The sequence below is a fragment of the Sphingobacterium sp. genome (genome assembly GCF_032065005.1).
Taxonomy (GTDB): domain Bacteria; phylum Bacteroidota; class Bacteroidia; order Sphingobacteriales; family Sphingobacteriaceae; genus Sphingobacterium.
This window is the reverse complement of the sequence record NZ_DAMBMM010000019.1, coordinates 19,183-31,868: the sequence shown is the minus strand read 5'-3', so window position 1 is coordinate 31,868 and position 12,686 is coordinate 19,183. Positions and strand designations below refer to the sequence as shown.

Here is a 12,686-nt window from a genome sequence, read left to right as displayed (position 1 = left end):
GATGAGCAAACTGTTTTCTTTCTACAGGGAATTGATAGAAAAATATTTCATATCCACTGGGCAATGTCATAAAGGTTAGTTTCTTTCTGTCATGCTGAGGAACGAAGCATCTCGGAGAAATGCGAACCTTCAAAATCAAGGATAACTTTCATGGTATTGGCGTACAGTTCCTTTATCTTCGGTACAGGATGACAGGGACGGTGGGAGGAGAACCGTACAGATTCTTCACGAATTGTTCAGAATTGGAAGATGAGCAAACTGTTTTCTTTCTACAGGGAATTGATAGAAAAATATTTCATATCCGCTGGGCAATGTCATAAAGGTTAGTTTTTTTCTGTCATTGGTAGGAACGAAGCATCTCGGAGAAATGCGAACTTTTAAAATCAAAGACAACCATCATGGTATTGACGTACAGTTCCTTTACCTTCGGTAAAGGATGACAGGGACGGTCTCTCATCCCTTCCATCCTGGTTCAAACCCTACCTCCAAATTACCAAGGAGCATCTGAGCCCATTATATTATACTCCCCATCTATTTTGAATATCAGAATTGGCTGGAAATTTGTGCAGGATTTATTAAAACCAGATCATGACCGACATTCTACCTTTTATCATTTCGCTATTTGTGGGAATTGGACTTGCTGCTGCTACGGGCTTTAGGGTGTTCCTGCCTATCTTCTTTTTGAGTTTGGGCTCTTATTTGGGATGGATTCCATTGGACGAAAGCTATGCTTGGGTGGGTGGTTTACCAGCTGTCATCGCAACAGGTTTGGCCACCTTATTTGAGATATTGGCCTATTACATCCCCTTTGTCGATAATATCTTGGATAGCATTACGGTACCATTGGCAACTGTTGCTGGATCTTTATTATTCGCAACGCAGTTTACCGAAGTGAGCAGTTGGATTCAATGGTCCTTGGCATTGATTGCCGGTGGAGGGACCGCCGCTACCATCAGTTCGGTGTTTGCCGGAACCAGGGCAGCATCCTCTGGTACAACAGCTGGGATCGGCAATCCCATCATCTCCACGGTAGAAACCGTTGGATCTACCATTATGAGCATCTTGGCGATCTTCTTACCTATCCTAGCTGGAATATTGGTTATAGTAATCCTTTACCTTTTCATTAAATATGGCCAAAAACTGTTGGACAAGGTCAGAAAAAAACCTAAAGTGAATAAATTTAAGGATTCAACCTATTAACTCTTCCTTCCAAGTTTTCCTCGGCTACCCGGACAGGTTGGTATTGCACCCAGCAATAAGATAGAAAAGGAAGTAGGATAAATACGAGAAAACCCCACCAAAAACTGAAGATATTCCCTATAATAATACTTAACAGCAGCACGATTACGGGATAAGAAAACAACAGAACGCCAAACAAGAGTGAATCATAGAATATACTGTTCTCCGTTTTCTGCTTTATTTTCTTTTTGACCAGTTGATAGTACCAATTATGGGAATAATGGCCCAATAATGCTGGGTACTTCATCCATGCACGTTCCTGATGAATGCCATCCCTTGCTCCTACATAACGATTTAACATTTTAGCATCCATTTCTTCCCTTAGCTTCTTGATCAATTCATTGCACATCACTTCAGAATTGTTCAGATAATCTGTGGAGTCAATGGGATTCAAGGCTTCCAAATAAACTGCTTTCGGCGTATCATCAAAGGAATTATAGCTGAGGATATAAGGTTGAACCTGGATTGGAACGTCCATTTGAACGGCCCGTTTGATAATGGAAGTTAAACCTGTGGTCATGAAAGGCTTCAATTCTATTTGGTTTCTCGACACGCCTTCCGGAAATATCAGGAGCTTTCTACCCATTTTCAATTGCCGCACGCATTCATCATAGGTAAATCCATTGCTAATATCAGCATCCTGACTATCATTCTTCTTATAGATAGGCAACATAAAAAAACTACGTAATGCCCAGTTTGCCCAAGGTTTTTCAAAGATATCTCCCCTGGTCAGGAAACATATTTCCGAGGATTGATGCACCGAGAGAACTAAGGCATCAAAAAAGGAATTGGGATGATTTGAAACGATAACAGCAGGTTCATTCTTTGCTGCTAGTTCCAAGTTTTTTAATTGCCAATCTGCCACATACCAGTTCATGCCCAGTTTGACAAATGATCTTAGGATTGGATAAAGCATAGATTAATATTCTCAATAATTAGAATCCAAATTTTCCTATAACAAAAAACAAGCCTAATTTTAACAAATACTAATCTTCTTTCATGGATTCGGTGATCTTATGGATATTGAGGCTATTGGCCATCGCGCTAAAAATCTTATAATAAGCGCCATGCAGGTCAAATAGTTCTTCATGGGAACCATCTTCCACTACTCTACCTTTTTCCATAACGATGATATGTTCAGCATCGATGATCTGAGAAATACTGTGCGAAACGATGATCACTGTCCTACCCACTTTGATGGCGTCCAAGCTATTTTTGATCTGTTCCGTAGCAATGGCATCCAGATTGGCTGTTGGTTCATCCAGGAAGATAATCGGAGGATTCTTGAGGAACATCCTAGCGATGGCGATTCTTTGCTGCTGTCCACCAGAAAGGAGATGGGCTTCAGCATCATAGCCATTTGGTAGATCGAGGACCTGCTCATGAATAGAGGCTTTCTTAGCGGCTTCAATCACCTCTTCCATACTGGCTTCAGTCTTTCCGTAACGGATATTGTCGGCAATACTTCCTTTAAAAATATGGTTCCTTTGTAAAACTAACCCGATATTCTCCCTCAAAAATTCCGTATCATATTCCCTGAGGTCTACCCCATCCAGATATATGGCTCCAGAACTTGGTTCGTAGAATTTATCCAATAGATTGATGATGGTACTCTTTCCAGCACCGGACAATCCTACCAATGCCGTGTTCACATTTGGACAGATCTCCATGCTGACATTGTGCAAGGCCTGGTGTCCATTTGGATAGCTGAAATCCACATTCCTGATCTCGATCAGCCCTTTAATTCTTTCAGGTCTATAAGTGCCTGAAGATTCCTTCTGCCCTTCATCCTCCAGGATCCCAAAGAAACTTTCGGAATAGATCAGGGCATCGTTGACCTCATCGTAGATCCGGTGAAGCTGCCTGATCGGGGCAGATACGTTATTGAATAACATAATATGGAACATAATGGCACCAATGGACATTTGTTCGTTTAATACAAAATAAGCGGTCAGGATGATGACGATAACCACGCCGATCTGTTCGATAAAGCCCTTTATACTTTCAAAGATAAAGGAGGTTTTCCGGGTAGCCATCTGGTTCTCGGTCATCTCGTACTGAATCTTTTTATGCTTTTCAGCTTCGGTATCCTCACGAACAAAGGACTTGATTACGGTAATGGAATCAATCAGGTTGATCAATTGGTTACTCTTGTTTTCCCTGTACTGACGCATGTTCCTTCGAAAGCCAGATAATCTCTTGGCCTGCAACTGGGATACATAAAAATAGATCGGAATGATAAACAGGCCCACCAAGCCTACATAGAAATTCGCAAGGAACATACAGACCAAGGCGACGATGGCATTTGCAAAGAGTGGAAGGATATCGATAAAGAAGTTTTGGACCAGTCGGGTCAGTGAGCTTATACCCGCATCAATCCGGGTTTGAAGCTTTCCGGACTCATTGATACTGGAAGTGTAGAAGGCCATTTTATAGGTGAGGATTCGATCGACAATAGCTTGAGAAAAATCGCGGGCGATCATGATGCGTAATTTCTCACCGTAGTATTTTTGCCCAAACTGAACGATGGAATAAATAATTTCCTTACCCAGTAATATGGCGGAAATAACGCCTAATAGATAAAGTCCTGTTCGGAGAGGTGTCTTGTTGACGAGAAGGTCACTGATGGTATCAACGGTATACTTGAGGATAAAGGCATTGACCTGCGCAGCAAAAGACCCAACAACCGTTAAGATAAGGGTATAAAAAATAAGATTCTTATACGGCTTGGTGAAGGGTAATACTTTTTTAAAGAGTTGGGATATGGTCATAAAATTTAAACTTTAAAGTACTCAAAAAGTTTAAGCCTCCGCACTCTGTAACTAATATTTTATAGGATAATTCTCTATGAAATCAAACTTATAATCTTTGTGTTGCTTCAGGCTATCAATTAGATTGCTCAATAATTGCTGTCCTTTTTTATTTTGGAACATATCGTCATGCATCAGTAAAACGATATTATTTGGCTTCAATGTCGATTTATTCCCTAACATATTACGGATACGGCCATAGATCTCTTCAACAGACTGAACAGGTTTACCGCTCAAACCATTGATTTTCCATTCTACGTCCCATCCATAGATCTTATAGCCATTGACACCAAGTAGATCAGCGGTTTGGCTTCCTGAGGTTAAATCTACACGGCGGACATCATCAAACAACCAGATATTTCTTCCTGGCATACGAACGATCTTATGTTTCAGACCTAAATCTGTTTCACATTTTTCGAAATCAGCGACAGCTAGGTCCGGATTGCTGTAAAATACATGGAATTTATTGGCAGCATGCGAATAGCTATGGTTGTAGCATTCAACAAGTGGATTGTTCATGTAACGATCAAAATCACGTTTCAATCTTTTGCTCATGCCAGCATGCTTACCTACTAGGAAGGCCGAGATCTTGGTGTTCTTAGCGGTGATTATGGAGTCAATAGCAGAGCTGCCAATCAACGGACCGTCATCAAAGGTAAGGTAGATGTGCTTATCCTTCTTATTCAATTCACGGTAGATGGAATCTCTAAGCATTTTTTTAGCTTGCTTAGGTTCGATTTTATTTAAGGAATCTACAGCTGGAAAATGGATTTTCCCTTTGTTAAGGGAATCCAGGATATCCATCAGTTTTATGGTATCCTGTTGTAACTTGGATTCAGCATCAACCAATGAATTTGCAGTCGAATCCAAGGGATTAGAGCTGTTCGGTGAGCCTACAATAGAATTACAGGAGTAAACTGAGATTAGTGTGGAAATAGCGGCAATACCAGCGACGATAGTCTTCTTCAACATAGCCTTTGAGGGTCTCTTAAAATTTGTACAAAGCTAAAAATATTTGTCGACATAAGAAAGGGACTTCAAGCTGAAGTCCCATCCCATTTATCCCTATATTATATGCTAATCATCGTAATGTCTTCCTTTTTTCCAACGCTTATCCATTTTTTTATGGTACTTATAATGCTCTTTTTCCATTTTGCGATAGCGTTTATCGGCGCGGTGATGGTGTCTTCCGCCATCACGGATTGTAACCTGAGAATAGTTCCTTGAGTAACCATGATAGCGATCATGATAATGCCTATGGTTTCTCCAAGGTCTAGATTCATTGATTACCACTTTATAGGTTCTATGAAAGTCACGACCTCTATATCTTCTCGGTATGTTCCTGTGTGATACCCATGTACGGCCATCGTAGTAGGTATAGTAACGATTAGAAACATCGTAATACATATCAAACTCTGGCATGTAATAGTACCTGGCGTAGTCATAGCCAACGGGTCCCCATGATGGTTGTACACCAATGTTTAAGCTTACATTTACTTGGGCATCTGCCGGTTTGACGAAGAACAATCCTCCAAAAACTAATGCTGCGTAGAATAACTTTTTCATAAAAACCTCCTTATATCTTTAGGACCAAACGTCCGGTTATGTTTAATGTTCTGACAGGCATTTTGAAGGGAAGGATTAAAACGAAAATGTTAAAAAATGTAAATTCACAGCTACAGCATTCAGAATCAAGACTTTAAAATTCATCTTTTTGTCATTTTTTACATTTTAACATTCAGCAAAGCTCTCGAAAAATACTCTGTCTGCCCTACCCGATTCTATCAGCATTTTTGTTATCTTTGTCGCAATTTTAACAAAATAGCAATATGGCATTACAATGTGGGATCGTAGGCCTACCAAACGTAGGTAAATCAACCTTATTTAACTGTTTATCAAACGCTAAAGCGCAAGCTGCAAACTTCCCGTTCTGTACCATTGAACCAAATGTTGGTGTCATTACAGTTCCGGATGCTCGCTTGAACAAATTAGCTGAACTTGTCAATCCGCAACGTATCGTTCCTAATACCATCGAAATCGTCGATATCGCTGGTTTGGTGAAAGGTGCTTCCAAAGGTGAGGGTCTAGGTAATCAGTTTTTGGGTAATATCCGTACCACAAATGCTATTATCCATGTTTTGAGATGTTTTGATGATGGCAATGTGATCCACGTTGATGGTTCTGTTGACCCTATACGTGACAAGGAAATCATCGATACGGAATTACAGCTTAAAGATTTGGATACCGTTGTAAAGCGTATCCAAAAAGTTGAAAAAATGGCCAAGACTGGTGGTGATAAGGATGCAAAGAAAACTTTTGACGTTCTTTCCGAAGTAAAGGCTCATTTGGAATCTGGTAAATCAGCTCGTACTGCTCCTATTTCTGAAGAGGATTTCGAATTTATCGATGACTTGACCTTATTGACCGTAAAACCTGTACTTTATGTATGTAACGTAGATGAGGCTTCTGTAAACACAGGAAATGCTTACGTTGATCAGGTTAAGGAAGCTGTAAAGGATGAAAATGCGGAAGTATTGGTTATCTCGGCACAGATCGAATCTGAGATTGCCCAACTTGAAGACTATGAAGAACGTAAAATGTTCTTGGAAGATCTAGGTTTGGATGAATCTGGGGTTCACAAATTAATCCGAGCGGCTTACTCCTTATTGGACTTGGCAACTTACTTTACGGCAGGTGTTCAAGAAGTACGAGCTTGGACGATCGAAAAAGGATTTACAGCACCACAAGCTGCCGGCGTAATCCACACCGATTTTGAAAAAGGATTTATCCGCGCCGAAGTAATTAAATACAATGACTTCGTACAATTCGGATCAGAAGCAGCCGTTAAGGAAGCTGGCAAACTATCCGTGGAAGGTAAAACATATATCGTTGAAGACGGGGACATTATGCACTTCCGATTCAATGTTTAGGTAAATAAAAAAAGCGACTTTAAATGTCGCTTTTTTTATTTAGACATAAGACATAAGACAGGAGACATAAGATCTGGGATTGGGGTCAGACTCCCCCTCGACTCCGCTCGGGGTTCATGCCCAAAATGGACGGCATGTTGGCCAAGATCTTGTCTAGCATGCACCTATACTGTATGGGCGAATTGAATTCGCCCGCCAGCTCCATGAATTATTTTTGATTTCGTTATTATTTCCACCAACCTACAGGTCCGCAATTTGTAAAGATCGCGGGCTTATGCAAAAAGCCCCTACAAAACGGTCCAAAATTCTTATGTCTCGTGTCTAAGGTTAAACCAGCCTTTTCACTATCCTCAACTTATGGGTAGTCTGTTGGAGGTCATGGTTATAGATGCCTTCGTTGTCTATGGAATCGATTCGGACCTTTTCTACGACATGCAGAATTTCCTCATCGGAAATGACGATTCCGAGATGATCTACTTCGCCTTCTTCGTTGATGAAAAAGGCTAAATCCCCACCTCTTATTTCTGAAATAAAATCTATGGAAGTGCCTAATTGCAAGATGGAGGGAATGTCTTTCGGGATTTCAACACCGAAATGACGGTAAAACAAGCCGCATAAGCCTACATTATCAACTCCATGCACTGTTCTTCCCTTATAGGCAAATGGGGTGTTCAGATAGCTTGCTACGAAGTTCTCCAATTGTTCGCGGTCTCTTTCTTCTTCATAACCTTCTTCGGTATCGCGGAGATCAGAGAGGATCTTGTAATTATCTACGGCCGTAATGATGCTCTTGTTTTCCGGAATTGGGCTACCATGAAAGATCTGCATGGTTTTGTTCTCCCCAGCGACGGCATAGCCGCCTACTTCATCGATAATGAAATCAGCAGGGATAATCTCTTCCACCAGTTCAAACTGTCCTTCCATGATCCATCCTTGGATCTCTGAATCGGGAAGCTGGATGAATGCCCATGACTTTTGTCGCTCAATAATGGTAAATGCTTCCGCAAATAGAAGTTCATAAACGCGGTTAGCTGAAAACTTTGGGGTCTCGAGAACCGAGATCGAACTTAAAACACAAATTCCTAATGCCATAAAATATGCTGTTTTTTAAAACAATTAAGCTAATTTAATCGTTTTTTATATATTAGATATACATTATAATCTAAATATCATGACTACAAAAAAGTTCAATCGAATATTATTAGCTATCGATGAAACCCCTTGTTCCCGTCGTGCCATCGACTATGCAAGAGAGATTGTTGAAGAAATACATCCAGCCCTTGCTTTAGTTACTGTCGTACCTCCCACTTCGCCAACATCTTATGGTGTCGACCCGCTATTGGGTCAACAACCTATTATTGTTCCTGAAGTTTCCGAAATACAGCAACAAGCTTCTCAGGATTTCCTAAATAGGCTAGCTACGGAATTTCAAGGTGCATCTGAAACATTCACTTTCAATCGCGTGGGTGATGTGCGGGATGAAATCCTTCAGGTTGCAAAGGAATGGACTGCGGATTTAATTATCATGGGTAATAATGGAAGAACAGGATTTGACCATTTCCTTTCAGGATCCGTTTCGGAAGCCTTGATCAGAAAAGCAACATGCCCTGTATTGGTCATTCCTTTAAACTGCGATTAGACCTTTACAAATTTCGCCACAAACATAGAGTCTGCTTTCTTATCGTAGCCGATAATGGGGTGCTGTGCAATTAACTGCAAGCCCAGCGTATCGGAGATATATTTGCTGACCTCCTCGTTCTCTGCTTCGAAAACCGAACAAGTGATGTAAAGCAATGTTTTTCCAGGCTTAAGGAATGGAATGACATGCTTGGCAATCTGTTTTTGCAAGTCAGAGAACCTTTGTAGTTCATTGCTCGTAAACTTCTGCAGCATTTCCGGCGTCCTGCCCCAAGTTCCTGAACCGGAACAAGGTGCGTCCAGGATGATGCCATCGAAAGACTCCTCGCCCATGATATGGTCAACTGGTTTGCTAAGATCTAATATTTTCTTGCGAAAATAGGTTCTCACATTGGCTTTCTCAAAACGTTCATCTAAATTCCTCAGGATACTCAAACGAACGTCAGAGACCAAAAGTTTAATATTGGGCTCCTTGTCCAATAATAGAAGTGACTTCCCTCCAGAAGCAGCACAGCAGTCCCACCAAGAACTCCTTGGAACAACTTCCAATTCATTGAGACTCTGTTGGGATGAGAAATCCTGAACCTCATAATCTCCGTCCAAGGATTTGATCTGTTGCAGGTTCGTTCCGTTCGGTAAAGACAAGGTCTGTGCAGAAAGTTCAACAAAGGGAACTTCATTCTTTTCCAAGGTCTTTTTCACCTTACTTTCCATCCCCTTCTGGATTCGGATATACAAGTTAGGCTGGACAAAGTGGGAAAGGATAAATTCACTTTTATGGATAATTCCTGAAAGGAATCCTGCAAACGGGAAGACCTCATCAAGAAAATTTCCATATTTGGATTGGATAAAACTCACTTTTTCCTCTAAGGGCAAATTGATCTTATCCGACCAATCGGGCTGGAACACTTGGACAACAGCAGAGTTTTCCTCGCATAGAAATTCAGCTATGCTCAGTTTTTCAGAGAGTTCCAGATCGGAAAAGGCTTTTCCTAAACGGAAGAAATTATAGCAGAACCGTGAGTTCATCCTTCTATCGGATGAACCCATTTGTCTGTTATTTTTATAAAACTGAGTTAAGAACCTAGAGAAAGGTTCCTTAAATTGATATTCGTTGATAGTACGTTCGAAGTTGCGAACTTGCTGCTGTACTCTTTTGCTATTGATTTCCAATGCTAATTATTGAAAAGAACCGTTACGGTAGGTCCTTATTTTTACTGCTTGGTTTACATATCCCCAAGTTGGATTGTAATTGAACTGGTAATCGCTGAATATTCCGGAGAATTTTTCGTCAACTACTTTCTCGGCATATTCTGTTCCGTATTTGCTCAACAGGGTCGCGAAGTATTTACCTGCGTCATACCCTTTATAGGCAAAGTCAGAAGGATCAACCTTGAAATTGTTCTTATAGTTTTTCTGGAAATTCTGAACATCGGAACTCCACACTTTTAAGTGGCTTTCAGAGCTGATGGTAGGATCCATACGGTAAAAATTATCGTATGGTCTAAAGTCAACACGTGACCAAAGTGGGTGCCCGAATAAACGAATGGCATAGCCTTCGCCAACTTTATCGTCCAAAGCGGTAACCAGCGATCGCAGTTGCGTCTTTTCGGTTGTGCCACTTATCACAAGTGCGGTTCCTAGATCTGGAATGGTTTGCTTCAATTGTGCAACTGAAGTAACATGCACGATTTTCGCAGTTGGGTTCAATTTCTTGATTTCCTCATCAAATCCAGCGATGAAATTACGGTGATCGGTATCCCTTGCATCAAATACGATGATAACGTCATTGTCCATATATTTTTTCATCATTTCACCAGCGATAGCACGCATGTGGATACGGATCGGCGGAGTTAATGAAACCAGGTTTGCAATATTGAATTCCGTTGGCATGGTTGCAGCCAATGGATTTACCTGTAGGACTTTGGTGTTTTTATTGCCTTTGGCAAAGGAACGGATTTCCTTAGGATAGACTGGACCTACGATCAAACTTGCACTTTCCACTTCTTTAGAAGCAGCAATGCTCAGGTTTTTCATTTCATTATCCTGGGTGTCCATTACCTTGAGATTGAAATCGCCAGGTTTTTTGGCAACTTCATTGACGCCCAACTGGAAACCTTGATAAAAATCCAATGCCAAAGCAGAACGCTTCACATCGGCTTCCACCACGTTTTGGTTGGCGATCATATTCAGTTGAAAAGGTAAAAGCAGAGCAATGCTATTCGCTTGCTCCGATCCTTTTACTTTATCGTCTTTTTTAGCATCCTCTTTCTTATCGCTTTCAGATGGGTTCTTTCCAGGCTCCCTATCTTTATTGCCATATACATTAGGGTTTTTCAAAACGCCACCCGTAGTTTTTGGCGAACAGGAACTTACGGCAAGGACAGCACCTAAGCACAATGCGGCGAGGGTACCTCTATAAATGTTTTTCAAATTATTATTCCCACTCAATTGTTGCTGGTGGTTTTGAGCTGATATCATATACGACTCTGTTGATTCCTTTGACATGATTAATAATCTCGTTTGAAATTTTAGCTAATAAATCATAAGGCAAATGAATCCAATCAGCTGTCATTCCATCTAGGGAACCTACAGCTCTTAGCGCTACTACGTGTTCATAGGTACGTTCATCCCCCATCACTCCAACTGACTGAACCGGCAAGAAGATTGTTCCTGCTTGCCAAACCTTATCATACCAACCTGATTCTTTCAGGTTACGAATGTAAATGTCATCAGCTTCTTGCAAAATCCGTACCTTTTCTTCTGTAATATCACCTAAAATTCGAATTGCTAATCCTGGACCTGGGAAAGGGTGTCTTCCAAGGATCGCTGGATCAACCTCTAGGGACTTTCCAACACGACGAACTTCATCTTTAAATAAAGTTTTCAAAGGTTCGATAACCTTTAATTTCATGTAGTCTGGTAATCCACCTACGTTATGGTGTGATTTAATGGTAGCTGAAGGACCTTTCACTGAAATGGATTCAATAATATCTGGGTAGATAGTTCCTTGACCCAACCATTTCGCTTCTGTGCCTTCTGGCAATTCTTTTTGTATTTGTTTCGCAGCCTCATCAAATACATCGATAAATGATGCGCCGATGATCTTACGTTTTTGTTCTGGTTCTGATACGCCAGCCAATCTAGAATAGAAAAGCTCTTTAGCATTAACACCTTTGATGTTTAGGCCCATGTGTTTGTAAGATGCCAATACTTGTTCGTACTCATCTTTACGTAAAAGTCCATGGTCCACAAAGAAACAGTGTAGCTTATCGCCAATGGCATGGTGCAATAAAACTGCCGCCACGGTAGAATCAACACCACCAGATAAAGCCATAATAACATGGTCATTACCTAATTGTTCCTTAAGTTCCGCTACTGTTGTGTCAACAAAGGCATCAGCAGTCCAGTCTTGGGTACATCCACATATATCGATAACAAAGTTTTTCAATAGAACTTGGCCATCTGTACTGTGCGTAACTTCAGGGTGGAATTGGATACCGTAGGTCTTGCTACCTTCGATCTGATAGGCAGCAACACGTACCTTATCGGTACTCGCGATAATCTTAAAGTTTGATGGAACCTCTTTAATGGTGTCACCATGTGACATCCATACTTGAGATTGGGAAGGTATGCCTTTCAATAAATCATTCTCTTGATCAACAAACTGCAAATTAGCACGACCATATTCACGGATTTCAGATGGAAGAACCTCACCATTGGAATGCTGAGCAATATATTGCGCACCATAACAAACTCCTAATAACGGGAATTTTTCCTGAATGGCTTTGAAGTCTATCTGAGGAGCGTCTTCCTGACGCACTGAATAAGGGCTACCTGAAAAGATCACACCTTTTACAGATCCATCAAATTCTGGAAGGTTGTTGAATGGGTGAATTTCACAGTATACATTTAGTTCCCTAACGCGACGCGCAATTAACTGGGTATATTGCGATCCAAAATCGAGAATGATAATTTTTTCTGACATGGCGCAAAGTTACAAATCAATACACAATTTATCAGAGGAAATGTTAACTTATTGACGTAAAAAAGAAAGCAAGCATTGATT

The 12,686-nt window shown here is 40.8% G+C and carries 11 protein-coding genes; 3 read left to right on the top strand and 8 right to left on the bottom strand.

Features of this window, described 5'->3' with window-relative positions; all coding sequences use genetic code 11:
• Nucleotides 1-588 precede the first annotated feature (588 nt).
• Nucleotides 589-1,200, top strand: coding sequence for a DUF4126 domain-containing protein (locus RT138_RS18735; RefSeq protein WP_313191884.1), 612 nt, complete (start codon nucleotides 589-591; stop codon nucleotides 1,198-1,200).
• Here RT138_RS18735 and RT138_RS18730 read toward each other — a convergent pair.
• From RT138_RS18730 to RT138_RS18715, 4 genes are all read right to left on the bottom strand, one after another.
• Nucleotides 1,181-2,155 (bottom strand): 1-acyl-sn-glycerol-3-phosphate acyltransferase, encoded by a 975-nt coding sequence (locus RT138_RS18730; RefSeq protein WP_313191883.1) that lies wholly within the window; start codon nucleotides 2,153-2,155, stop codon nucleotides 1,181-1,183. The two genes, RT138_RS18735 and RT138_RS18730, sit on opposite strands and share 20 nt — an antisense overlap.
• Before the next feature lie 70 nt (nucleotides 2,156-2,225).
• Entirely contained in the window at nucleotides 2,226-4,010 is a 1,785-nt protein-coding gene (locus tag RT138_RS18725; RefSeq protein WP_313191882.1) for an ABC transporter ATP-binding protein, read from the bottom strand.
• Nucleotides 4,011-4,061: 51 nt separating this feature from the next.
• Nucleotides 4,062-5,021 (bottom strand): polysaccharide deacetylase family protein, encoded by a 960-nt coding sequence (locus tag RT138_RS18720; protein ID WP_313191881.1) that lies wholly within the window; start codon nucleotides 5,019-5,021, stop codon nucleotides 4,062-4,064.
• A 105-nt stretch (nucleotides 5,022-5,126) separates the two neighbouring features.
• On the bottom strand, nucleotides 5,127-5,615 hold the full coding sequence (locus RT138_RS18715) for a hypothetical protein (RefSeq protein WP_185213805.1): 489 nt from the start codon (nucleotides 5,613-5,615) through the stop codon (nucleotides 5,127-5,129).
• A gap of 263 nt (nucleotides 5,616-5,878) precedes the next feature.
• Between RT138_RS18715 and ychF the strand changes: the two genes are divergently transcribed.
• On the top strand, nucleotides 5,879-6,979 hold the full coding sequence (gene ychF, locus RT138_RS18710) for a redox-regulated ATPase YchF (RefSeq protein ID WP_313191880.1): 1,101 nt from the start codon (nucleotides 5,879-5,881) through the stop codon (nucleotides 6,977-6,979).
• 327 nt (nucleotides 6,980-7,306) lie between these two features.
• Here the strand turns inward: ychF and RT138_RS18705 are convergent, their stop codons facing one another.
• Nucleotides 7,307-8,071 (bottom strand): NlpC/P60 family protein, encoded by a 765-nt coding sequence (locus RT138_RS18705; RefSeq protein ID WP_313191879.1) that lies wholly within the window; start codon nucleotides 8,069-8,071, stop codon nucleotides 7,307-7,309.
• Nucleotides 8,072-8,150: 79 nt separating this feature from the next.
• Between RT138_RS18705 and RT138_RS18700 the strand changes: the two genes are divergently transcribed.
• Entirely contained in the window at nucleotides 8,151-8,618 is a 468-nt protein-coding gene (locus RT138_RS18700; RefSeq protein WP_185213802.1) for a universal stress protein, read from the top strand.
• On the opposite strand, the gene RT138_RS18695 is transcribed toward RT138_RS18700, so the two are convergent.
• The 3 genes from RT138_RS18695 to guaA all read right to left on the bottom strand — a co-directional run bounded on the left by RT138_RS18695 (nucleotide 8,615) and on the right by guaA (nucleotide 12,605).
• Nucleotides 8,615-9,667 (bottom strand): RsmB/NOP family class I SAM-dependent RNA methyltransferase, encoded by a 1,053-nt coding sequence (locus RT138_RS18695; protein ID WP_313191878.1) that lies wholly within the window; start codon nucleotides 9,665-9,667, stop codon nucleotides 8,615-8,617. The two genes, RT138_RS18700 and RT138_RS18695, sit on opposite strands and share 4 nt — an antisense overlap.
• A gap of 129 nt (nucleotides 9,668-9,796) precedes the next feature.
• The gene (locus RT138_RS18690) at nucleotides 9,797-11,125 is read right to left on the bottom strand and encodes a hypothetical protein (protein WP_313191877.1); all 1,329 of its coding nucleotides are present in this window, start codon (nucleotides 11,123-11,125) and stop codon (nucleotides 9,797-9,799) included.
• The gene (gene guaA, locus RT138_RS18685; protein WP_313191876.1) at nucleotides 11,055-12,605 is read right to left on the bottom strand and encodes a glutamine-hydrolyzing GMP synthase; all 1,551 of its coding nucleotides are present in this window, start codon (nucleotides 12,603-12,605) and stop codon (nucleotides 11,055-11,057) included. Before guaA ends, RT138_RS18690 begins: the two co-directional genes overlap by 71 nt.
• Between the last annotated feature and the right edge of the window lie 81 nt (nucleotides 12,606-12,686).

What these genes read in the sequence shown, in the direction of transcription:
- RT138_RS18735 (WP_313191884.1), top strand. Translation starts at nt 589, where the DNA reads ATGACCGACATTCTACCTTTTATCATTTCGCTATTTGTGGGAATTGGA.
- RT138_RS18730 (WP_313191883.1), bottom strand. Translation starts at nt 2,155, where the DNA reads ATGCTTTATCCAATCCTAAGATCATTTGTCAAACTGGGCATGAACTGG.
- RT138_RS18725 (WP_313191882.1), bottom strand. Translation starts at nt 4,010, where the DNA reads ATGACCATATCCCAACTCTTTAAAAAAGTATTACCCTTCACCAAGCCG.
- RT138_RS18720 (WP_313191881.1), bottom strand. Translation starts at nt 5,021, where the DNA reads ATGTTGAAGAAGACTATCGTCGCTGGTATTGCCGCTATTTCCACACTA.
- RT138_RS18715 (WP_185213805.1), bottom strand. Translation starts at nt 5,615, where the DNA reads ATGAAAAAGTTATTCTACGCAGCATTAGTTTTTGGAGGATTGTTCTTC.
- ychF (WP_313191880.1), top strand. Translation starts at nt 5,879, where the DNA reads ATGGCATTACAATGTGGGATCGTAGGCCTACCAAACGTAGGTAAATCA.
- RT138_RS18705 (WP_313191879.1), bottom strand. Translation starts at nt 8,071, where the DNA reads ATGGCATTAGGAATTTGTGTTTTAAGTTCGATCTCGGTTCTCGAGACC.
- RT138_RS18700 (WP_185213802.1), top strand. Translation starts at nt 8,151, where the DNA reads ATGACTACAAAAAAGTTCAATCGAATATTATTAGCTATCGATGAAACC.
- RT138_RS18695 (WP_313191878.1), bottom strand. Translation starts at nt 9,667, where the DNA reads ATGGGTTCATCCGATAGAAGGATGAACTCACGGTTCTGCTATAATTTC.
- RT138_RS18690 (WP_313191877.1), bottom strand. Translation starts at nt 11,125, where the DNA reads ATGTCAAAGGAATCAACAGAGTCGTATATGATATCAGCTCAAAACCAC.
- guaA (WP_313191876.1), bottom strand. Translation starts at nt 12,605, where the DNA reads ATGTCAGAAAAAATTATCATTCTCGATTTTGGATCGCAATATACCCAG.